The following is a 24,050-nucleotide window of genomic DNA, read 5'->3' as shown; positions in this document are numbered from 1 at the left end:
AGGTATAGTTAAATAGATTTATCTAAAAAGGCTAAAGTCATGTCTTGGTTATCTATTCGGTCAGCCCTTCTATCGCTTGTTACGACAGGCATAATCGCTACTAGCATTAACGTTTCAGCAATGGATCAGTATGTTGTGATTAAGCCCGTTAAGGCTTTAGGTGACCAATTGTTAACAGTTGGTTCGATAGTCGAAGTGCTTGGTATAAACGATGTTCCATCATCAGTGGCTCAGAGTGGAAAATTAATCACCTTTTTAAAAGGTGGAGAGGTCTTTACTGCTGACGCTGCGAACTTTGAAAAGACAATTCAAGACTCAAACTTATCGTTAACGCCATTTGAATTTGTGCCATCGAAGGGTGGTAATGCTCAGGTCTGTTCGACACTGTATCGGACGACCGACAAAGCACGTTTAAATCCTGAATCTGAAGATCTTGCAAAGTACATCCAGGTTTTTAGTGATGGCAATCGCGTCAATGCAAACTTCATCGCACCCAAGACAGAGCTTTATTACCAAGACATGAGCTATGAGCGATTTTCTCGCAGTAGCACTGATCTATGTATTCAAGGCTTAGAATACGATTCGACTTATTCAGTTAAGTTTCTATCAGGTCTTTCAGTTGTCAGTTGTACTGCTGAAGAATGTAAGCCATTCCAGCTAGACAAAGAGATTACCTCTTGGGCTCAAACTGGTTCTAAGCCTGCAAGCATCAATATTTCTAGTGGCCAAACCATACTTCCAGCCAAGCAAACAGCATTGGTACCAATCACTGTTACAAATTTGAAAGAGATCGATGTTCAGATCTTTAAAGTTGATCTTCGAAGCATTAACTCTGGTTACTACAATTTCAAATCACTTGATGGGTATGATGTTAAGGGCTTTGAAAACAATGTTGGGTTAAAAGTTGGAAGCTACACAGTTCCAGTTTCTGTTGAGCCTAATGTAGGTAAGAAAATTAACTTAGATCTTTCTAAGATGATTCCAGTTGATGAGCCAGGTCTATATGTTGCTATCTTCGAATCCGAGGCGCTGGGTTTAAGTAATTATCAGACTCGACCAACTCAATGGTTAATCCGTTCAAATATCGCTGTTTCTACTTATCACGGAATTGAAAGCACTAAAGTTCTGCTATCAGAGTTCGATACGACATCTGCTATCTCAGACGCTGAGGTAACTGTCCTTGCAGGGAATAATCGAGTCTTATTCGAGGGCAAGTCAGACAGAAATGGCCTGGCATCGATTCCATCTAAACTAATCGCAGGCAATGGTGATCATGCACCCAAGTATCTGATCGCTAAACGTAACCATAACGAGATAGCCCTTGTTGAGTTCAAAGCTAAAGGAAATACTTTAAGCGTTGGTCAGAACGGGGAAGAGAAAAAGGATTCCCGTGATGTATACCTCACAACTGATCGAAAATTATACCGAGCTGGAGAAAAGGTAGAGTTTTTATCCATTGCTCGTGACACTTCTTTAAACGCTTTGTCCGATAAAGACTTCAAAGTGGAATTGAGAGATCCAGAGGGTCTGGTCGTTCACACCGAAGTTATTAATAGTGGAGATGTAGGCTTCAATTCTGGAACCATTCCTCTCAGTGATTCTGCTCGTCTAGGTAAATATGAGTTACGCGTTTTGGGAATGGATGAAGTCGTTTTGGCTTCTCATGAAATAAAGCTTCAGGACTTTGTTCCTTTGACTATTGAGACCAAGCTATCAATCCCAAGCCCTTGGATTGCAACGACTGATAACTATTTCGAATTGAAGTCTTCGTATTTTTCAGGCGGCGCAGCTGCTGGCTTGAAAGCAGAAGTGCAGACGTCTCTAATTAGAAAATCCTCACACTCTAATCCTGAATTGAGTGGTTACTATTTTGGCCTCAACGAGGCTGCGTCTAATGATGCGCTTAATTCTTATGATGATAACGTGTTAGGTGATGACGGTACCTACACGGCTAAGCTCACTATCGATGCAGAAAAATACGCTAAGAGTGGTATCTATTCTGTTCGTATAAAAGGCTCAACGTTCGATATCGGTGGGCGACCCAATACAGCAGTTCTTGATGTTCCACTTGATACCAATTCAAGTTATCTCGGAGCAAAAACTCTCTTTGATGGTGCGTTAAGTGATGGTGCTTCACCTTCGTTCAAAGTTGTGAACGTTGATATCGATGGAACGAAACAGCCACTTCAAACCTACAACTACAAACTTCAGCGCGTCGAATATGACTTCAACTGGTACTACGATAACGGTTGGCGTTACAGAAGAACTCGCTTAGGTTCTGAAATCATTGCTGAAGGTACTTCAGACTCTGAAACTTTGGCTTTGGATACAACCTTTGGTTGGGGTGCATATGAACTAAGTATTGAAAGTGCTGATGGCTTCAATACCGTTGTTCCATTCTGGGCAGGCTGGTACGGAGATAAACCCGTTACAGAACCAACTGATTTGGCTCTTTCTGCGGAAAGAGTTAATAAGAGTCAACTTAAGGTTCGAGTAAAAGCGCCTTTTGCTGGGCAGCTTCGTCTCATGGAAGCAACAGGTGATATCGAATCTATTTCGTTCCACGAAGTTTCCAAGGGTGAAAATGAAATCCTTGTACCTTCAAAGGTAAACGCTGAGCCAGGGTTCCATGTGTTAGGTACTTTGATCAGACCAATCACGCGAGGTCAGGAACACCTTCCTCAAATCGCGATGGGAACCAAATGGATTTCACAGCTATCAGATAATCGCATTATTGATACTCAAATAGTCGTTGATGCCAAACAGCGCTCAACTGAGTCAACAGATGTAACGATTAAACTTGATGTTGATTCGGGTAAGGCGCGTATCTTCCTCGTTGATGATGGTATTCACGCAATTACTCGTTATTCAAATGAAGATCCATCTAAGTTCTTCTATGGACCAAGAAAGTTGTCACTCGGATTCCTCTCGAATTTCGGTTCTCTAGTGCAACAAGATGATTCACTCGCTGCATACGGAGTGGGTGGTGACCAGGCGGCTGGAGGCTCTGCAGTAGCTAAATCTGATTTCTTCAAAACAGTCATTGCTAGTTCGCCAGTATTAAATATTTCAAATGGGTCTGTTTCATATTCATTTGATGCGCCTGATTTTGAAGGACGTTTAAGAGCAGTTGTGATTGTCGCAGGTGAAAGTGGTGTGGGCTTTGAGCAGGCTGATATTGCTGTTCAAGATCAGATAAGTATCGATACATCTCTGCCTCGCTTTGTCGGTGCTGGAGACAAAATATCAGGTAAGTTAGGACTTCGTTTTAATGATCCAATTGATCAGGTGACTCTGACTCAGAAAGTTGGTGAGCAAGAAACTGAGACTACTTTGCCAGGAAGCGTTGGCGGCAAACCGCTAAGTCAGAGTATCAGCTTGAATGCACTGCCAAGCGGTAACATCCCAGTCGATCTTAGTCTCAAGTATGGAAACACTAAGATCGATCGTGATTACAATCTCGTTGTTCGTGAACCGTCTTACCCGTTAACCAAAATGTTCTCGGTTAAGCTGGAGAATGGTGTTTTCTCAAACAGTCAGTCTATTAGCGCACTAGATCTTTCAGATTTCAGTAACACTGATAATGCTGAAGTTTTGTGGTCACTAAGCCCGCTTCCAGGTGCTTCAATGAACTCTGTAGTTCAGTCGCTAAATCGTTACCCATATGGCTGTATAGAACAGACATCGAGTGTTACTCGAGGTTTGTTTGTTTCTGCCGATAACACCAAAGAGTCAGCAGACGTTCTAGAAAAGATTGCTGCGGGCGTAGAGCGAATTATTGCTAAGCAAAAAACTAATGGCGCTTTTGGTTACTGGGATCGAAATGACCGAGTTGAACTAGAATATCTTCCGTATGCTGTGGATACCCTTATCAGTTCTCGCAAGTATCTAAAGGATACAAGCAAGGTTGATGAAAGTATTAAGAATGCACTTCATTACATCGATCGTCAGTTCTTCGAAGATGCTTGGACAGGTATGTATGCTTATGGTGTATTAGCTCAGTCAGGTTACGAGGTAACTTCTCGTGCTCGATATGCTATCGACGAACAACTTCCCAAAGCACTATCTGGCAATAAATGGCTAGGAAGGCAGTTGGATTTGGTTGCTGCAGGATATTGGCTAGCAATTCAGATCAAAGATCAGAAACGTGCAGATGCGTTATCTATCCAATTGCAGGCTTTGCTTGAAGAGAGCGAAACTTTGTCATTACCTGATTGGTTCAATGGATCAGATGATTGGTTCCAACCATCAAGCTTAAGAGAGACGCTCGATAAGCTTAGATACTGGTACCCACGTTCAGGTGTCATGGTAGGAGCTTTGTCAGCTTCAGAACGCTCTGATGCGATCAACCAGTACGTAGCTAAGTCCATCAATAAACTTGCTACAGCTGATTATCGCTCTACCCTGGATAACGCAAACTTTGCATCTTTACTCAGTGGAGAACAGGCTAAGCTTGATGCGCTATCAATCAAAATTGATGGTATGAGTATTCCTGTACTTGCAGACAATTCTGTAGCTATTGGTAAAGATAAAGTCACTCAAGGTTTCGAACTTGATCACTCTGTTGATGGTGATGTTTATCTCAATGCTGAAGTTGTTGGTAGACGCGCTCATGACAACAGCATTGATAACGGTTTCAAACTAGGCAAAGTTTGGGTTGATGCAAATGGCAGAGCCTTTAATGATAACCAGCGCCCACTGAACGTTAAGCAGGGTGACTTGTTTACAGTAATCGTAGCAATCGAACCAACTGATGATCATGGGTATGGGAATCTAATGATGACCGACTTGTTGCCAACTGGTTTTGAGATTGAGACACAAGCTGGCTTTGATCCATTTTTTATCGATAAAGATGGTGAGAAGATTGTATTAGATAGGGTTTATCGAGCTAAACCAAACTGGTCTGAGTCTATGGACGATCGCTTCATAGCTAATTTCTCAAGATCTTGGGATAAAGGTGATATGGTCGCTGCTTACTACCAAGTGCGAGCTGTTTACACTGGTGAAATGGTTATCCCTGATGCCCATGCAGAACTGATGTACCGTCCTGAAATTAATGGTCGCAGTGCATCTACAACAGGATCAATTTCTGTAGGTGAATAAACGTTGGGCGGCGCTCTCGGTTGCGCTAATTACAACTCTTGGGATGGCTTCATTTTTGTGGCTGTCCCAACCATTACCACCATCCCGATTAAGCCACTTATCCTATAAGGTGTATTCGGAAGAGGGAGAGCCTCTAGCATCTCGAACGAGTGTGGATGGTTACTGGAGATTGCCTGCAAAGCTTGATGACATTGATCCCAAGCTTGTTAAGTTTCTTGTTGCTTATGAGGATAAAAGATTCTGGAGTCATATAGGAGTCGATCCTATAGCTTTAGCTAGAGCATCTTGGGATTTAATTACATCTGGCGAAGTTAAGTCGGGTGCATCTACTCTAACAATGCAAACTGCTCGTTTGCTTTATCCAGAATTAGCAAAGAAAACTATTCTAACTAAACTCAAGCAGATGGCGGTGGCCATTAAAATTGAGTATCACTGGTCCAAAGAACAAATCCTAGAAGCTTATTTCACTCTCGCTCCCTATGGAGGAAATATAGAAGGGATTATTACAGGGTCTGAAGCATGGCTATCTCGAAATCCAAAATACCTAACTGATCGCGAAGCAGCCCTCTTTGTTGCATTACCACAATCACCAGAATCGCGAAGACCTGATAAGCATCCCTCAATCGCGGAGCAAGCCACCTCTCGGGTTCTATATACAATTGCTGGTGATGTCGGGTTATCTCGTGAACGTTTGAAAGAGTCCACTCAGGAGCCTTTGCCTCTTCGTGTAGGCTCACTATCCTATAACGATCAGCATCTCATAGATCGACTCATGAGCTTTCGTGAAGGAGAGTTGGTCACCACCATCAACAATCAATGGCAGTCTGTAGCGCAGTCCATTCTCAAACGTCATGTTGAGAAGTATCCAGAATTTGTGAATGGATCTGTGATGGTTATAGAGCGTAGATCTGGAGATGTAAAAGTTTATGTTGGATCAGAGGGATACCATAACAAGGTCAGGAAGGGAGCAATCAATTACCTAACTACGCCTCGAAGCCCAGGCTCTACATTAAAGCCTTTGATCTATGGTATGGCGTTGAATCGCAACCTGTTGAAACCAAATTCAGTTCTCCAAGATAGTGAGATTCAAGTTGCTGGCTATGCTCCTACAAATTTTGATGATGGGTTTCATGGCAACGTGACTCTTAGGGATGCTTTGATTCAGTCGCTGAATATCCCAGCAATACAGACTTTGAATCAATTAGGTGCAGAGCTCGTCGACAACCAGATAAGACGATACTTGGAACTAAGTTCTGATCAGAGCAATAAGCCAGGTTTATCTCTTGCGGTAGGAGGTCTTTACTTAACTGCTGAGAACATCGCTAATTTGTATCTCGGGATAACTGAGCAGCCATCCGCCAGTATAAATTTTAGCAATGAAGGTGATACTTCGCTTAAAGAGCCATTGATCTCAAGTAGTGCCTCGAGTGATCTACTCTCATTAATGACACAGGTTGATTCGTCAGGTCGTAGGTACATACTTAAAACTGGTACCTCGAATGGCAAACGTGATGCTTGGTCGATTTATGTAACACAGGATCATATTGTTCTCGTATGGTTGGGTACAGCTGATAATCAGATTACAGATGAACTGGTAGGGGTGAAATCTGCTGCTCCCATCGGACAGGATTTGATAGCCAACTTAGATCTCGATGAGCCTCAGTATTCACAGTTCGTAGAGAATGAATTGTCTTTCAGAATCATTGAGCCCAAGGAGTGCGCTAGGCTAATACAGTATCCTGAGAATGATGAGCTCGTTGTCATTACAGGTAATAGAATGCGAGTAAGTGCAAGCGTTGATAGCTTGATTTGGTATTTAGACGGTGAGAGAACTAATGCAAAAGATCAGTCACTGCCAATTGATAGCCCTGGAGCACATGTAATTTCAGCTAGAGTAGGTAACTGCATTACAAATCATAAGATTTATGTGGAAATACACTGATCTGGTTAGGTATATGTTTTTAAAAATTTGAGTATGAAAAAACGCTTCGTTCTTAGGTTGTTATTTGCGTAATTAACCTTGAAACCAACTTGGTGTTTCTATGCTAGTAGATGGCATGTATTGTCATCAGAATATTCTTTTTAATCATCGTTTTTAATGGATTTGAAATCTCTATGATATGCGCTGAGTGGATTACGATTGTTAAAGATATTGTGGTTGCCTTAGCGGCTGGTATAACTGCAATAGTTGCTTATAAAGGGATCAATAAATGGCAGTCTGAACTTCATGGTAAGGCTGAGTTTGAGGTGGCGCGTGATTTGATGAGAGCTACTTATAAGTTGAGAGATGAGTTGGCATATTGTCGTTCACCATTTGTTTCGTCGAATGAATTTCCAGAAAATTACAATAGCTCGGAAAGTGTAAGTAATAAAGAGAACGCAGACGCTTGGGCGCATGTTTACAGTAAAAGATGGAATCCAGTTGGGGATGCGATTCGTCAATTCGACATGGCTGTTCTCGAGGCTGAAGCACTTTGGGGTGCAGATATTAAAAATAAAGCAATGGAATTGCGTCAATGTGCGCATACTTTGCATATCGACATTGATGCTTTTATTGCAGATAAACTGCATGGAGGGCAAGATTTTGAAAATAAAGACTTTGCTGAAAAGGTAAGGTCGAGTCTTAATGATATTAAGCTAGGCGATGAAAATCCTTTGACGAAACGGATTTTAGCTGCAATTTCTCAGATTGAAATAGAGCTAAAAAATCATTTAAAAAGGTAAGAAACGCTAACTTATATCAAGTCGATAAGATTAGACATTGGGTTGCTGGTTCTCATAAGCTATCCTATCTACTAAGTAAAAATTCATGCACAGGTTTCAACGTGTCCGACTTCAAAAAAATTGCCGAATTAGAAAAACGACTTTGGTCAGCAGCTGACAACTTGCGAGCAAATACTGGTCTTACAGCTCAAGAGTACAGCCGTCCAATTCTGGGACTTATCTTCCTTAGATATGCTGAGTTTCGATTCGAAAATGCCAAAGAACGAATGGGTGAACAGTCATCACGGCGTCGTGGCGGTGGAGACATCAAAAGTCGGATTCAGGCTGAGGGTGCGATGTATGTCCCTGATGAAGCCTTTTACTCAAATCTACTCAAACTCCCTGAGGGGCAGAACATCGGTCTTGCAGTCAACGAAGCGATGAAGGCTCTCGAAGCCGAGAACGAATCGATAAAAGATGCTCTGCCTAAGACCTACACCCGCTTCGACAATACTATTCTCAAGGACCTTCTGAAAAACTTTGCAGCCATCGATTTTGGCCTTGGGTCAGATGTATTCGGGCGAATCTATGAATACTTCCTCAACGAATTCGCCAAGAGTGAAGGTCAAGGTGGAGGTGAGTTCTTCACGCCCTCTAGCCTGGTACGACTCATTACAGAAATATTGGAGCCATACCACGGTAAAGTATTCGATCCAGCTTGTGGGTCTGGTGGCATGTTCGTCAGCTGTGCCAACTTTGTGGCGGGTCACAACAAGGATGCTTCTGATGAACTCTCAATTTTTGGTCAGGAAAAGACGGGTGACACTGTTCGTTTGAGCAAGATGAACCTTGCAGTACATGGACTTCAAGGCGACATCAGAGAGGGTAACTCGTACTACGAGGATATTCATAACTGCGCGGGACAGTTTGACTTCGTGATGGCTAACCCTCCGTTCAACGTAGATGCGATTCAGAAAGACCGATTAGCTGATGACAAAGCCCGTTTCCCCTGGGGTATGCCGAGGGTTGATAACGGTAACTACATTTGGATTCAAATGTTCTATGCCGCCCTCAACGAAAAGGGTCGAGCTGGCTTCGTTATGGCTAACTCTGCTTCGGATGCTCGAGCATCAGAGATGGAAATTCGCAAGGAGTTAATCCAGAGCGGTGCGGTGGACGTGGTGATTTCAGTGTCATCAAACTTCTTCTACACCGTGACCCTGCCATGCACATTATGGTTCTTTGATAAGTCCAAAATTGGTACGGATCGAGAGAAGAAAGTGCTCTTCATTGATGCCCGAAATATCTTTAGGCAAGTGAATCGATCTGTTCGGGACTACACCAGTGAGCAGCTTAATTTTATTGCCAACATTGTGCGTCTATATCGTGGCGCAAAAGTTGACACTACCTATCTAGAACAATATCCCGATGAGGGTAATACAGGCGACTGGAATGTAGAGACGCACTTTGCGGCGGGCACTTATGAAGACATTGCAGGTCTTTGTAAGGTGGCTACATTTGATGAAATTGAGGCGCAGGGTTGGTCACTCAGTCCTGGTCGTTATGTGGGAACAGAGAGCTCAAACGAGTTAAGTGATGTTGATTTTGTGGCGAAGATTTCAGAGCTTAGCGAGGAGTTTTCTGAATTAAATGCCCGTTCAATTCATTTGTCGCAACAGATTGAGACAAACTTAGTAAAACTCATGGGTACTCTATGAGTTATCAAACTGCCCAAATAGGGTCTCTAGCGAAAGTCATATCGGGTTATGCGTTCCCTAGTGCAGCATTCACGCTGGAAGGGGTTGTTCCTGTCATAAAGATTAAGAACATCAAGATTGGAACGGCGGATATTTCCGATGCAGCGACGGTAGCAGCTACATACTTAGACTCGCTTGATCCGAAATTTAGAGTCCAATCAGGTGACATTTTAATTTCACTTACGGGCTCACACATCACTCAACCAAACTCTGTGGTTGGCCGTGTAGGTCGATACCCTCGTTCGTTGCCTACTGCTCTTTTGAATCAACGTGCTGGCAAAGTGATTCCCAATCCAGAAATAGTTGATACTGACTACCTTTATTACGTGATGCTATCTGACGCAGTAAGACGAGAGATAGCTCAATTTGCTCATGGGGCAGCAAGTCAGGCGAACGTAAGTCCTAGCCAGGTTGAAAGCGTCGTAATACCACTTCCACCGTTTGAAACTCAGCGATTGATTGGGCAAACATTGGTGAGTTATGACCTCCTCATTGAAAACAACACCCGCCGCATCGCCATCCTCGAAGAGATGGCTCAAGTGATCTATCGGGAGTGGTTTGTTGAGTTCAATGCCCCTGGTCTTGATCGCAGCGGCTACTCATTTGAAATGCTACCCGATGGTTGGCAGATGCGAACTCTCAAGGAGGTATGTCGTCTCACAATGGGGCAATCTCCAAAATCTGAGTTTTATAACGAGGTTGGAGATGGACTCCCTTTTTATCAAGGAGTAAAAGACTACGGGAAACGATTCCCTGTTGCTCGTGTTTGGTGCAACAAGCCAACAAGGATTTCCGAGAAGGGAGATATTCTTTTTAGTGTCCGTGCACCTGTTGGACGACTCAATATCTCTACTGAAAAAGTGTCTATTGGACGTGGGCTCGCTTCTATTAAGCATAATGAAGGCTTTCAGAGCTTCTTGTTCCAACAGTTAAAACACATTTTTCAGAAGGAAGATATCATCGGTAACGGGGCGATTTTCAATGCCGTTACCAAGAGTGATATGGAGAATATTAAGCTTCTCCACCCTAGTACCAAATATCTAAAGCAATTCAGTGAAATAATCGATCCCATTTTTGATCAGCTTGTTGTACTTGAATCGATCAACTTAAATCTTGTTTCCCAACGAGATTTGCTTCTACCGAAGCTAATCTCTGGCCAAATAGAGTTGAGCTGAGCCCATGCCTTACACCGAAGATGCCTTAGTCGAACAGCCTGCCATTAATCTTTTTCGGGACCTCAATTGGAGCACTGTCACTTGCTGGGAAGAGACCTTCGGTGAGGAGGGGGCTGCTGAAGGTGAGTCCCTTGGACGTGAAACGCGGAGCGATGTTGTTCTATACACACGCTTACGGCAAGTGCTCACTAGGCTAAACCCTTCGGTATTGCCACGCATCATCCAAGAAGCTATCGATACGATCAGTCGTGATCGAAGCGCTATGAGCCCCATTGCCGCCAATGAAGAGGTCTATGCGCTTTTAAAGGATGGCTACGACTATATCAGCAATGAAGAAGGTGAAGAGGATGTAACCGTTCGTTTCATCGATTGGAACGAACCTAGTAATAACGACTTTCTTCTTTGCAGCCAAATGACGATCACTGGCGAGATTGAGACTCGCCGTCCAGATTTGCTGGGATTCGTGAATGGGTTGCCACTTGTCTTTATCGAGCTAAAGGCGAGTCACAGGGAGCTTATCAACGGATACAAGAACAATCTTCGTGACTATCGAAATACGATCCCTCAGCTGTTTGTTTATAACCAGATCATCATTATCTCCAACGGCATCCAGTCCCGTGTAGGGACAATCTCCAGTCAGTGGGAGCACTTCGCTGAATGGAAGAAGATTGAGTCTGAAGATGAGGCTCGAAAGGTTAGTTTAGAGGTAGTCATTCGAGGAGTGTGTCAGCAAGATCGTCTGCTGGACATCATCGAAAACTACATCCTGTATGTTGATGCCAAAGAGACGATCAAGATAGTTGCGAAGTACCATCAGTATCTTGGGGTCAATCAAGCCCTCCAGGGACTAGATGCAGTTGACGGTCGACTACAGTCTAAAAAGCTATCTAAAGGCCAGCTGGGCGTATTTTGGCATACTCAAGGCTCAGGTAAGAGCTTCTCAATGGTATTCTTTACCCGCAAGGCGTTTCGTAAGTACACGGGTAACTGGACGTTCGTTCTTGTGACCGATCGAACAGATCTGGACGATCAAATCTATAAGACCTTCAATGCCTCTGGATTGATTACAGAAGAGTGCCAGGCAGAGTCAGGCACTGAGCTAAAACAGCTTCTTTCTGAAGACCATCGCTTCATCTTTACGCTTATTCAAAAGTTCAAAGGTGATGATCAGGGTAACTACCCGATACTCTCAGAGAGAGACGATATTATCGTAATTACGGATGAAGCTCACCGTAGTCAGTACGACTCTCTCGCTATGAACATGCGCAAGTCGATGCCCAATGCATCCTTCATGGCGTTCACGGGTACACCTCTTTTAAGTGGAGAGGAAAAAACCAGAGAGGTGTTTGGTGACTACATCTCGATCTACAACTTCGCCGATGCTGTAGATGATGGAGCGACACTTCCTCTTTACTATGAGAACCGTGTTCCTGAAGTAACGATGTTGGGTGATGATGTTGGTTCGCAGATAGCTGATATTCTTGATGACGCAGATCTATCAGATGAGCAAGAAGCACGTTTGGAAAGCGAATTTGCCAAGCAATACCACATCATCACTCGTGAAGACCGTCTTGAACATATCGCAGAAGATCTCGTTCAGCACTATATCAATCGTGAACCCTTCCATGATGGGCGCCTCGGTAAAGCAATGGTGGTTTCTATTGATAAAGCTACCACTATTCGAATGTATGACTACGTTCAGAAAGCATGGAAGAAGAAAATTTCCCAGTTAGAGACTCAAGCAAGAGTTCTCTCAGGATCTCGCCTGAATCGGATCTCATATCAGCTAGAACATATGAAATCAGTCGATATGGCTGTGGTTGTATCAGGTGGTCAAAATGATGATGAGAAACTGGCTAAGAAAGGGATTGATTACAAACCTCATCGTGAACGCTTTTTGAAAGAGAAGCTTGATGAGAAGTTCAAAGATCCAGATGATCCATTACGCATAGTGTTCGTCTGTGCAATGTGGCTAACTGGCTTTGACGCTCCTGCAGTTTCTACACTTTACATTGATAAGCCGCTGAAGAGTCATACTTTGATGCAGACCATCGCTCGTGCTAACCGAGTGTATCCAGGTAAGTCCGCAGGCCAGGTAGTCGACTACATTAATATATTTGGCGCTCTTCAGTCAGCATTAGGTTTGTATGGTGGCGGTTCTGTAGAGGGTGGCTCGGGTAATGTGGACTCACCAGCCCAAGATAAAGGTGAGCTCCTATCAGCATTACGTATCGCTATTGCTGAAGTCACCGATTTCCTTCTGAAGAGAAAGATCGATCTAAAAGCCATTATTGATGCTCCGACGAACGACTTCACTAAGCTGACGCTTCTTGATGAAGCGAGTGAAATTCTGATGGATCCTGAGCATAAGAGTGAATTCATATCTTTCCTACGTCAGATCAATAGGATCTTTAAGGCGATACTTCCTGATGATTCTGCTTCAGCTTTCACCCCGCAGCGAATTGCCATCAACGTTATTTATAAACAGATTCGCGAGAAATCGGGCTTAAGTATCGATGATGAAGATGTTCTCGATGTGGTGCGTAATCAGGTTAACGAACTCTTAGATGAGTCTATTGAAACTATCGCAATCCATCCGAATCTACCAGAACCAATTAATATTGCTGGAATAGATTTTGACGCGCTTGCAGAGATGGTTGCCAAAATCACATCACCTAAACCTTCTGATGCAGAGCGACTTAAGAACATTATTGAACGCAAATTGTTGCCAATGGTTCAAAAGAATAAAACTCGCCAAGATCTCCAAGAGAAGTTTCAAGAGATAATTGATGAGTACAACCTTGGTGCATCAAATGCAGAAGAGCTTTTCCGCAAACTGTCTGACTTTATTAAAGAGTTAGACGAAGAAGATAGACGTGCTGCACGCAGTGGTCTTACTGAAGAGGAACAAGCTGTTGTAGACCTTCTTCTGCAAGAGGTTGTTTTATCCGAGAAAGAACGTGATCAAGTAAAAATAATTGCTAAGCAGCTTATTGAGAAAATGCAGGAAGCATTGGTTATTGATTGGCGCAAGAAGCAACGTACTAAGGCTCGTATTAAAAACCTCATTGAAGAGGTATTAGACGAGCTTCCTGAAGCGTATGACGAAGAATTGTGGCCGAAGACGTGTGGCGAAGTCTTTATGCATGTTTATGAGAAGTACCCTAATGTGTCGCAAAACGTTTATTCATAGCACTACGGTCTAGATTGCGGGCAATCAAGAGAGAATAGCGCTATTAGACAATCAGAATTGGACGAAGGCTAATGAAAGACCTATCTATTGAGTTGCCAATGTTAGTTGAGCGATTTGAATCTGGATTTGATGTAGCTGAGAAATTAAAGGAACTGAATCAAGATGAAGAATCAATAAACGCTTGGACGATTGATCAAGATCTCTATGATTTTATTTTCGCTACTGACGTTGATTCATTGTTTCTGGTTGGTGACAACATTCTCGACTATTTCGAAAAAGAGGAAGTTATCGGGTTGTCTGATGAAGAAATTCGCTCTTGGGTAGCAAATCGGATTGAGACGCTTGCGTATGCCGATGAGATGCCGACTTTCCATTTCATGGAACTAAATAAAAGCGTCGTTTCCTTTCGGGGTGAATCGCATGGGCAAGCGGGTATACATTTTAGCGATGTCGCGATATCACGTTCAAAAAATGATCGCCTTAAGGAACTTAGGGATTTAGGTTACGTCTTTGATTTTGGAAATTTTGAATTCTTCCCTGATGAGACTCTAAGTGCCTTGTATCATAAATACGTTAGCGAGCGACTCAATTAAATAAACCTAAAGAGGAGCTTCAATTGCAAGATTTTGAAGTTTTTTTGAATGCAACGCCTGAGCAAAAAGAAGAAATGTCCGATGCTGAGGTGTTTCACGCTGCTGTTACGATCGTTGCTCAAAAGCTGCATTCTGATGGTGCAGAAATACTTCAGGTCAACAGAGAGCTTGGTTCGATTCCCGCGATCTGGTCAAAACGTAACGGTGAAATAAGTTATGTTATTGTTTCCTTCTCTCGCTACCCGAATAATGCGCAACCTCCGCAGAATCTTTCTGAAGTTAAGAAGAATCTGAAAGATGAAGGCTACGATGGCTATTGGGTTGGGGTTGCTCTAGCAAATGAATTTGAGATCTTTGATCCAAATTCAGAATATGGGATGCCACTGATGAGAGGATTTGGGCTTTTTCCTAAAATTTCGCAGCTTATTCCTCTTAATGAGCTAATCTCTGAATGAACGAACTCCATAGTAAGAAGTCAAAAGGTCTGTTCTATATCTGTCGAGAAGTCACAGATTACTTCCATCGTATGGGTGGTGCTGGAAGGTACGATGGGTATCAGGACTGGCATGCTATTGCCTTCGTGACTTTGGTTGCGCTCAAGCAGCACCTTAAAAACGCCCAGAGTATGGATCTGGAAAAATTCGGTTCCCTATTGAAGATCTTTGAGGTGACAGACATCTGTGAGCGACCAATCAACAAGATTGATCAGCTTGATCTTCAGACGAGGGACGTAATCAATTTTCTGCGAGATGTAGATGATTACTTATCGTTTGGTCTTGTTAGAGACATCCAACGTGATGAGGAAGTCCATGATCGGCTCAAGAGCTATCGAGATTGGTCAGCTTTCTCTTGGTTCGTCAGTCACCTGCTCATACCAGAAATAGAAAGGGACTGATGAGGCCACCCCGTATGATTAAGATCATAGATAATCAGCTCTATAACTCATCTGGAAGGTTAATTAAGACTCTCAATTGTCCAAAGAACATCACAAAGAATGACCTAATCGCCTATCGTCAAGCGGATAGTCAATTCCGTTGTTTAGAGTGTGAAAAGATTATTCACGACACTGATCGAATGACGGAAGTGGAGATAGTCGAGTTATTTGAAAGGGATCCTGGTGCATGTGCAAGTATTCACCCTTTGAACCCAATTTTTGATATCCAAAAGGCTTAAATTTCATGGGATACAGACTAGTTAGCTTTGATCGGATGAAGGATTTAACTATACCAATCATCTCGAGCACTTATTCGAAAGAAGAAATCCAAAAAGCCCTTTATGATGGATGCAGAATAGTTTTTAGAGCAGTTGAGAAAAATTGTGAACTAGAACAAACAATGTTCCTTTTTCAAAATAAAGAGAGTCTTGAACTTGTCGAAACGACTGGTCGAGAGGTATTCCAACAATACGGACGTATTCTGAGTTACCCTGAATCTGAATGGATCGAGATCGGACGCTTCAAATCTTATGGCAGAAAACTAAGGGATGCATACTACGGAGCATACCTTATCCCTTCAACTATAGAGGTTGGAACCAAAGTTTATTTGTCAGACCTAATTGAAGATGTTGTAGCTACAGATTTTTGGGGGAAAATTGCTGCAGACGATGGTTTTGCTATTTGGGATGGTGAAGACCTTGTTTTGGATACAGAAGCCTATGAACAAATAGTGTTGATTGGATAACTTGTTTGTTTAACTGAAATTATAGGGACGACTGGTCGATTCAAGGAGACTGATATGGATGCCTTGCTTTTAAAGTTAGTTAAGCTGTACAGAGGAACACTATCGCTTAAAGAAGCTGCGATTGTGAGTTTGCATCTTTTTGTGCTATTTCAAATTTTTAAATTTGGATTCAGATATATAAAAAGTGAAAGCCTAATTTCGCCCGATGGTTTAGGTGCAATCGCATTGCTAATAGTCCTGGCCTTCTTTGTCGTTGCCAATATTTTTGTTGGTATTGGCTTGTGGAAGTGTGCAAAGAATGTTGCCCATGAATGGCGTTTTTGGAAATACGTCGCAAGGCTTTATGCTGCTTTCCTGGTGTTCACTTCCTCATTTGCTATTTTGAGCTTTGTTGTGGGATTTTAGTAGCCACCCGTACCAATTGAATGACTGATTAAATCTAACTATTAGGTTAGGACTAAATGAAAGAGTTTGAACTAGATTCTATTACAGATGAAGCAATCAAGGCATGTGAAGATAGGCATGATGAGTTTATAGCTCAAAACTCTGCTGCCATGGACTGTATTCGTGCCGAGAAATTTTGCGATGCAGTTGAACTCCTGAAGCCCGCTGCACAAAACGGGAATCCTCTTGCGGCTTTCGATCTTGGGTTGGCTCATTTGAGAGGTGTTTTAGGCGAAATAGATCTGGAAAAGGCAATCTTTTACCTTGAGGCTGCCGCTCTTCTTGGTGCTGTTTCAGCCGTCAATGTTCTCTCTCAAATATATCTGAATGAACAGAATAGTGTTTTTGATCAAGACAAAGGGTTAGCTTACTTAAGATATGCGGCTAAACGAAAAGATCTAGATGCAATGCTAGATCTTGGAAAACGCTTTTATGAAGGTGACTTACTCGAGCAAAACATTGCAGACGCCATGAAGTGGTGGGGCACTGCCGCTCACATGGGGGATGGGAGAGCTTGTGCAAATATGGGTGTTCTATATCTGTATGGGCAAGGCGTTGAAGCAGACCCATCTTCTGCTGTTGGGTTTCTAGAACGAGGAGCGCTGGAGGGAAATGCCATTGCTCAAGTCGAGCTTGGCCAAATGTATGAGCATGGGTTAGCGGTTGATAAAGATTATGAGCAGGCAATTAGTCTTTATCGTTTAGCATCGATGCAGGGACATCCCAAAGGTCATTATTATCTTTGTGCTATGTATGAAATGGGTAAAGGCTGCGAAGTTGATTACGAAACTGCTCAGAAATTCTATCAATTCGCAGCTGAATCTGGACTGGCTCAGGCAATGAACTCTCTTGGTTCTTTAATAGGACGAGGTCTAGGTTGTGAGCAAGATAGGGTTAAATCTGCTAAGTTGTATATTCAAGCTGCTGAAGCAGGTGATATAACGGGCGCGTTCAATGCAGGATCTCGATTGGTAAATGGAGATGGTGTTCCGACTGATATTCCTCGTGCTATTCGATATTTCGAATATGCAGCAAGCCATGGTGATGAAGACTCGAAGGTCGCTTTAAGGCAGCTCGAAGCGTTTTTCGCTAGAGCAAATGGCAATTTAGACTCATGAGGTGTCCTTTCCTATGAGAGAACAGGATTATCAGCTCCTTGAAGCGATCGACCGAGGATTATTAATTTGTCCAAATCCTGAATATTGGGATCAAGCATACAAACTCCTTAAGCTTAAGGTTGGACATGAGGCTAAAGAGGTTGTACCCCTAATATTAGCGGCTTGGTATCCATCAACAGATGAAGATAAGCTGGATCGTCTAAAGGAACAGTTACAATTAGCACGGAAACATGGGATTCTAGCCGACTTCCTTGAGGCGTTAGGTAAAATCCCGATTAGCGAATGGGTCTTTCGAACACATCTTGTGGATTCTCTTTAAGTGATCGAAATACTATACATAACTGGCCGAGGAGGAAGCTTAGAAAAAGGACTGGCACCTGAACTGAATAAAATCGCTCATTCCTTCGATGGTATCGCTGTCGATGTACAATTTCTTAAGCAACCACCACTCACTCAGGTGGAACAGATCCAATCCAAAATAATCGAGAATCCTGATCGAATTGTTGTCGCCAATTCCTATGGTGCTTATTTAACTCTTCAAGCCCTAGTTGACCTCAAGGTAACACCAAATAAAGTTCTTCTACTATCGCCTGTCCTAGGTATCGCACAAGCTAAAGATCGAATGTACATGAGTCGACCTCCATTAACGGGACGACTCAAAGAAGCCTTTGAGTCGAGCTCGTTAGCTAAGCCTGAAATTTTTAAAGTGCTTATGGGTAATCAGGATGAGCTCTATAACCAAGAGCAGTTCGCTCTAATTGATGATTACTTTGGTGAGGGCTCAGCAATTATTCTTAATGACGAAACACACATGCTAAGTCATGAAGCTGTTAAAGCTTTTATTGGCGAATACGTTTTGGGTGATGCCTAATTGGCTACAAACCATCTGTAGTAATAAAGCGGTCCAATTAGAACTGCAGAAGTAACCATCGTCTGAATTATGAAGGTGTAAAGCAGTACCTTTAGGGCAACATTTTGTTCTCTTTTTCGCTGCCAAATTCCAGTTTGAATGAAATTTAAAGCTAAGAATCCAAGTAAAATGACGGCCACAATCATTTTTTCAAAGCCATAAGGTGTTTCGTCTCCCATGAACCCCATCGTTTGTGGATTTGCGATGGTATAGAGAGTAAAAGCTACATTTTGAGACACTACGGTTGTGGCTGCTAATGCAAGCCATTTAAGAAATACGCTAAACGTTGACATGGCTGTTACTATTTCTCAGAACTGTACTTCAAAATTAATCCAGTTATGTTCTTCTGAATATTCATTCTGCATTCTTTAGTAGCTTTGTCATTTAGCGACTTTATTACAGCATTTCCGTTTCTAAGTTCTTCAATAATTGTTTTCATGGCATAGCCTTCACCAGATACCTTCCAACGATCAAGTTGATTTTTGGCAGCTTCATGCCGATCTCCAATGCCTTTCATAAGAAAATTAACAGTTTCTAGTGGATCCATAGTTGCATTGGGTTTATCAGACTCAAGAATCTTACTAGTAAAATAATTTGCCTTGATAGAACAGAATTCTTCGGCAGAATTAAACAGATACATCAATTCATTTAAAGCATCATTACTTTGATCAGAAAATGCAGAATTAGAAAAATTTAGCAGGGCTAGGAAGTAAAAAGCTTTATTCATCGTTCACCACATAATTTTTAAACATGTCATTTTTTCTTGCGGGCAATATTCATGATGTTCATCACAACTGATTGACGTCATTATTGCTTCTTCCATTACCGTCGGATCATCACCTCCGTAGCAACTGCTTTGACCCCAGCGGAGTCCCCATTCAGGGAATGAAAGTTCTAAATTTAGGTTGCATGGATAGGTTCCATTAGCTGCTGGAGTACCTAAAGTAGAAGATTCAAAACCTTGATCTTCTGGGTCAAAAAGAAAGTCACCATTAGTTCTGACTGATAGCTGGAATTTGTTTTCAGATTTTTTTGAGAGTTGATAAAAATTACCAGAATCCGTGACGCACATGGACGCACCATCGAGGTTCCAACCAAAAGGACAGACATAGATTCCAGAGTCATTAAAATGACAAAAGAATTTATTTGTATCTCCTTTTGCTATCGCTGACATTCTGAGTGTTTTCAATCGTTCAATTAAAACCTCTTGAAGGCATCCGACAGTGTTATTGCAATAATTAAGTTGGTGAACAGCTTTATTTCTCCATGATAAATGTGATTCTGCTAAGAGCGACTCTGATAGATCTGAATTGGACTGTTTTAGAAATTCTTTAATAGATGAAATGAGAGTTTGAATAGTCTTATCGGTACAAAAGTTAACATCACTATTAGTGCTCAGTATTTCACAGTCATCAGATGTTGCAGACTCTATGGTTGATATCTTTTTCAAAAACTTTGAGCGGATATAAGGTCTTTCAAGTTCATTCGTTGTACCCATATCAGGCCATAGGAATTCGATACACTCATTTTGTGCTGCCGACTGAAGGTAAACCCAATTTCCGTGCCACCAGAAATCATCTAATGATTTGTTTTTAAGACACTCAGCTAGCGCAATTGAATCGATCTCAGCAAGATTGGAAAAGTTGATAGGGTCTTTGAAGGAAGAGTTCTCTTTACCCTTCAGTTCAAGCGTGGGGAGTAAGAAACTCTCTTTAGATAGTCCGAACTGAGAAACAATTTGTAAGTCCCCAATTGCTGACTTAGCGGGCTCAAAATGAGGTGAAAGACCATGTCTCGAAGCATTTTCAAGGAATGAGGCAATTAAAGTAGATGCTTTAATACGCTGATCAGGACTATCCAAATATGCATCCCACTTTGAACCCGAAGGACCGTCTAATCTGATTTTTTCAGAAAGTGCACTAATCCTAGTTTTGTATAAACTTTCTAAGCAGCTAATTTCACCGTTACATTTATCTCGGCTTTCAATCCACTCCCGTTGTCTACCTTTGATATCTGCTATGAGACTTTCATCGGTCTTATTGGAGTCAAGATATTTTCCATTTTCTGAATAACCCCGAGGGCTTTCAATTCTTAGGTTGTAGAAGTAAGTTAGAACTCTGTTTTCAATACTAAGATCAAAATTCGTACAGATAACTTCTTCAGATTTCGAGGTTGGATTTGAGCAGTTAGAAGCGGTGTCGGCAGCTGCTGTGAAAACTGTCAAAGCTGAAAGAAAAATTGTGCTCAATAATCTATATAAGGGTAAATAGGCTTTATTCATGATTAATCTTCGTTTGTGTAATGTCACTATTAGATAACTACCTATAAGCCGAGAGAGTTCATCATCGCGCTTTCTGAAACGACTTCAGGCGTAACAACTGCATCTTTTAGCATCATCTTTCCTCGTAGCAATCTGTCCAAGTGCACATCAAATGAATCGAGCTCTGGATGTGTGACTGCTGGAAGATGAATATGAACATCTTTCTTCTGCCCAATGCGGTATACACGGTCTGTAGCCTGTGCCTCTTTGGCTGGGTTCCAATGACGTTCTAAATGGACTACATGGTTAGCTCCAACGACAGTGAGGCCAACACCTGCAGCAACAGGTGACATGATTAAGACGTTGAATCCATCTTTGGCTTCAAATTCGGTGATGAGTCCTTTACGGGTAGTGTCATCCGCTTTCTTCTGAACGGCAGCAGTATCGCCATTGATAATGGAAACATTCAATCCATAGATTTGGTCAAGCCATAATTTTAGAAGTGCCTGGAGTCTCTTTGTGACCATGAAAAGAATGACTTTTTCTTTCTTGGATTTGATGTCGTCTAGTATGTCCAACAAGACATCTAGCTTGCCTGACTCTGCCATGACTTCACGTGCGGCTTTGCCGTTAGATGTTAGCAGTTTCGTTTCTTCGGATAGTCGCGGGTGAAGAGAGATTTGGCGAATCAAAGATAGAGTTCTCAAAGCTTCATTTCTGCCTTCAGTACCGAGGCTTCTCGCACGATGATCTGCAATGGCAGCATCATATGATTGAAGCTGATTGCCACGCATTAGTGTAGATAACTGAGGCGTAAGCATAATTGTGCTTCCCTCGGGCTGAGGGAGTCCACTGTGGATCGTTTTGGTAGGAAGCCCTTTGAGTTGATCCTCTTTGACCCTACGAAGCATAAACGGTCCTACAGCGTCTCTAAGAGCAGACCCTACATTTGCTCGAACTTCTGCAGAACTTTCTTCGTCGGCGTTAGCAATTGGCTTAATCCAATTCTCGCGATAATCAGCCCAGCCGCCTAATAGCCCAGGTTGAGCGGTATCCATAAGACACCAGAAGTCAGCAAGGCTGTTCTCTACAGGGGTACCAGTAGCTAGAAGCTTGAATTCAGCCTTGAGTCCTTTGGCCGCTCTGCTTTGAAGTGTATTTGGGTTTTTAATGTTCTGAGCTTCGTCGAAAACGACAACACCCCAGTCGATCATACAAAGAGAAAGCTGGTAGTCTCTTAGCGTTTGATAGGTTGTGAGGACAAGACGTCCTTCCATATCGAGGCGGTGAGGACCTGCCTCAGGACCAATATTCAGTGCGTATCGAATATCGGATTCATTGAACATCTCATTCTCATCAAGCAAATCAGCTAGCTGCTTAGACTCTCTATCAGCTCCCTTAGTTCGGAAATTTGCGAGATCGCGTCCACTTTGAAGAACTACGATGTCTTTAAATGGGATATCTTTGAATGTACTGGAAACTTCATCTTCCCAGTTTTCTAACAAACTTAAAGGTGCAATGACCAACATCGGTTTGGGATTTCGCTTTTTACTCTCTTTGACGGACCGTATGTACTCACCGAGCATAACAAGAGTCATGAACGTTTTGCCGAGTCCCATATCATCAGCTAGAAGAGCACCTTGAAGTCGATAAGGATTGTTGTGATCTTCCTTCAAAGCTGCTTCAACAAGTCCCGTCATCCAGTCGATACCTTCTAACTGGTGAGGGAATGGAGTGCGTGCATATCTAGTCCAGTCAGGAGTTGTCACAGCGGCAGCATTTTTAGCTTTTTCAAGAAGAGAAACGTCAGAATCTTCTAGCTCTTTGAGGACAACAGTAGCAGCTATCTTTTCAGTGGGTTCATCGATGTCTATATCGTCCACTGGTCTTGTTTTGGCTTGCTCAAGTTTATGTTTTGTTTCTTGAATGGCTTCTTCGACAGCTTTTGCATCAGAGATGTCGATTGTTTCACCTTCGAAAACAACGGAGTCTGCACCTTGCTTCTGAGCATTTTGAAGAGTCTGTTCAAATGTTTCTAAATCTTCAGCAGTAGTAACTAGATTAGGTATGGCTTTAGTGGGAAGGGGAGTGTCTCCAGCAGCAAACCAGTCAGCCTTTTTAGCGTCATCTGTACCAAAATCTATATGTTTGAGCTTACCAACCCCAAGGACTCGGATTGAAAAACCGAGATCGAGATTAACCAATGCTGCGTCAAGAAATGCACTAGGAGTTGCAATGAACTCAGCTACTTTATCGGCTGGGATGCGGCGGTTACCTAGTACCTCTTTAATTGCTTCCATTCGTTCAGGTTCAAATAGAACGATACGGTTTTCGACCCTCAAAACACCTTTGTTATCTGAGAGCTCAAGTTGTCCCCAACGTTTGCCAAGTTGATCTGGTGTAGAACCGTCACCAAGCGATGGGCATAACTCTAAGCTTCCGTCTGGTAACTGAGTGGCAACAACACCAATCTCTTTAGGGATGTGTACGTCGAACTTTTCGAAGTGACTCAGATCGATATTCATTCCGCTACGTTGTGCAGTCTGAAGTTCTGCGATCAAACGAAGATTGGCTGCTTCGCCTTTATCGTCAGGCGATAATTCTGAATGATGTTCAGAAGCTTCAAAAGCAACAAGCTCAGCTGGAGTGAGTCTGTATAGCTCGCTAGAGGTGATTTGTAGAATTGCCCCGCGAACTCTAAAAGGTATTGGCTGGCCATCTTTATTAATACTGATATCGACAGCAAATGAGCTACTTTTAGATAGTCCTTTAACATTGGTAACAAACTGGCCAGTAAATCGACTAGGAAGCTGTAAAAGCTCTGCCTGCTCGTCATCTAGACCAGCAACTGAAGCTGAATTTAATGAGAAGCCATTTGGTAGGCGTTCAGTCAGTCCCTGCTCTTCGAGCATTTTTAAAACAACTAACTGGATGAGAGCAATTGGTGAGCCTTTGCCACCAAGGAGTTGTTCGAAATCTGATTTATCTAAGTAAAAATTAATACCATTGCTATCAATCGCGTGCTGAAAACCCTCAGCTGCAAGATCTTCTTGGGATGTGCTGCCTAGAAGGCTGCTCAGAAGTGATTTTAGACCCATGAAGTAATCCTTATTTA

The 24,050-nt window shown here is 42.5% G+C and carries 18 protein-coding genes; 14 read left to right on the top strand and 4 right to left on the bottom strand.

What is annotated here, in order from left to right; all coding sequences use genetic code 11:
- The first annotated feature begins 39 nt into the window (after positions 1-39).
- The 14 genes from XMG48_RS06005 to XMG48_RS05940 all read left to right on the top strand — a co-directional run bounded on the left by XMG48_RS06005 (position 40) and on the right by XMG48_RS05940 (position 18,636).
- Positions 40-5,103: an alpha-2-macroglobulin gene (locus tag XMG48_RS06005; RefSeq protein ID WP_173481147.1), complete on the top strand. Its 5,064-nt coding sequence runs from the start codon at positions 40-42 to the stop codon at positions 5,101-5,103.
- Positions 5,096-7,045 carry a penicillin-binding protein 1C gene (gene pbpC / locus XMG48_RS06000; RefSeq protein ID WP_173481146.1) on the top strand — a complete coding sequence of 650 codons (1,950 nt, stop codon included), beginning with the start codon at positions 5,096-5,098 and terminating at the stop codon, positions 7,043-7,045. The genes XMG48_RS06005 and pbpC overlap by 8 nt, the downstream gene beginning before the upstream one ends.
- 110 nt (positions 7,046-7,155) lie before the next feature.
- Positions 7,156-7,827 carry a hypothetical protein gene (locus XMG48_RS05995; RefSeq protein WP_173481145.1) on the top strand — a complete coding sequence of 224 codons (672 nt, stop codon included), beginning with the start codon at positions 7,156-7,158 and terminating at the stop codon, positions 7,825-7,827.
- A 101-nt stretch (positions 7,828-7,928) separates the two neighbouring features.
- Positions 7,929-9,524: a class I SAM-dependent DNA methyltransferase gene (locus XMG48_RS05990; protein WP_173481144.1), complete on the top strand. Its 1,596-nt coding sequence runs from the start codon at positions 7,929-7,931 to the stop codon at positions 9,522-9,524.
- Complete coding sequence (locus XMG48_RS05985) at positions 9,521-10,738, top strand: restriction endonuclease subunit S (RefSeq protein WP_173481143.1); 1,218 nt, start codon at positions 9,521-9,523, stop codon at positions 10,736-10,738. The genes XMG48_RS05990 and XMG48_RS05985 overlap by 4 nt, the downstream gene beginning before the upstream one ends.
- Before the next feature lie 4 nt (positions 10,739-10,742).
- Positions 10,743-13,931, top strand: a complete 3,189-nt coding sequence (locus tag XMG48_RS05980) for a type I restriction endonuclease subunit R (protein WP_173481142.1) — start codon at positions 10,743-10,745, stop codon at positions 13,929-13,931.
- A gap of 71 nt (positions 13,932-14,002) precedes the next feature.
- Positions 14,003-14,524: a hypothetical protein gene (locus XMG48_RS05975; protein ID WP_173481141.1), complete on the top strand. Its 522-nt coding sequence runs from the start codon at positions 14,003-14,005 to the stop codon at positions 14,522-14,524.
- Between the two features lie 23 nt (positions 14,525-14,547).
- Complete coding sequence (locus tag XMG48_RS05970) at positions 14,548-14,979, top strand: hypothetical protein (RefSeq protein WP_173481140.1); 432 nt, start codon at positions 14,548-14,550, stop codon at positions 14,977-14,979.
- Positions 14,976-15,419, top strand: coding sequence for a hypothetical protein (locus XMG48_RS05965; protein ID WP_173481139.1), 444 nt, complete (start codon positions 14,976-14,978; stop codon positions 15,417-15,419). The genes XMG48_RS05970 and XMG48_RS05965 overlap by 4 nt, the downstream gene beginning before the upstream one ends.
- Positions 15,420-15,702: 283 nt before the next feature.
- Positions 15,703-16,203, top strand: a complete 501-nt coding sequence (locus XMG48_RS05960) for a hypothetical protein (RefSeq protein WP_173481138.1) — start codon at positions 15,703-15,705, stop codon at positions 16,201-16,203.
- Between the two features lie 54 nt (positions 16,204-16,257).
- Positions 16,258-16,608, top strand: coding sequence for a hypothetical protein (locus XMG48_RS05955; protein ID WP_173481137.1), 351 nt, complete (start codon positions 16,258-16,260; stop codon positions 16,606-16,608).
- A 56-nt stretch (positions 16,609-16,664) separates the two neighbouring features.
- Positions 16,665-17,765 carry a tetratricopeptide repeat protein gene (locus tag XMG48_RS05950; protein ID WP_173481136.1) on the top strand — a complete coding sequence of 367 codons (1,101 nt, stop codon included), beginning with the start codon at positions 16,665-16,667 and terminating at the stop codon, positions 17,763-17,765.
- 13 nt (positions 17,766-17,778) lie between these two features.
- On the top strand, positions 17,779-18,084 hold the full coding sequence (locus XMG48_RS05945) for a hypothetical protein (protein WP_173481135.1): 306 nt from the start codon (positions 17,779-17,781) through the stop codon (positions 18,082-18,084).
- Positions 18,085-18,636, top strand: a complete 552-nt coding sequence (locus XMG48_RS05940; RefSeq protein WP_173481134.1) for an alpha/beta hydrolase — start codon at positions 18,085-18,087, stop codon at positions 18,634-18,636. It begins immediately after the preceding gene.
- Here XMG48_RS05940 and XMG48_RS05935 read toward each other — a convergent pair.
- Genes XMG48_RS05935 through XMG48_RS05920 form a run of 4 tightly spaced genes read right to left on the bottom strand, consistent with a single transcriptional unit; the run spans position 18,633 to position 24,033 of the window.
- Positions 18,633-18,968 carry a hypothetical protein gene (locus XMG48_RS05935; RefSeq protein WP_173481133.1) on the bottom strand — a complete coding sequence of 112 codons (336 nt, stop codon included), beginning with the start codon at positions 18,966-18,968 and terminating at the stop codon, positions 18,633-18,635. The genes XMG48_RS05940 and XMG48_RS05935 overlap by 4 nt on opposite strands.
- Positions 18,969-18,976: 8 nt before the next feature.
- Positions 18,977-19,402 carry a hypothetical protein gene (locus XMG48_RS05930; protein ID WP_173481132.1) on the bottom strand — a complete coding sequence of 142 codons (426 nt, stop codon included), beginning with the start codon at positions 19,400-19,402 and terminating at the stop codon, positions 18,977-18,979.
- Between the two features lie 3 nt (positions 19,403-19,405).
- Positions 19,406-20,956 (bottom strand): lysozyme inhibitor LprI family protein, encoded by a 1,551-nt coding sequence (locus XMG48_RS05925; RefSeq protein WP_173481131.1) that lies wholly within the window; start codon positions 20,954-20,956, stop codon positions 19,406-19,408.
- A gap of 41 nt (positions 20,957-20,997) precedes the next feature.
- Entirely contained in the window at positions 20,998-24,033 is a 3,036-nt protein-coding gene (locus tag XMG48_RS05920; RefSeq protein ID WP_173481130.1) for a DEAD/DEAH box helicase, read from the bottom strand.
- Between the last annotated feature and the right edge of the window lie 17 nt (positions 24,034-24,050).

Source organism: Marinobacterium sp. xm-g-48, from assembly GCF_013282925.1.
Classification (GTDB): Bacteria; Pseudomonadota; Gammaproteobacteria; order Pseudomonadales; family Balneatricaceae; genus Marinobacterium_E.
This window is presented reverse-complemented; position numbering and strand designations above follow the sequence as displayed.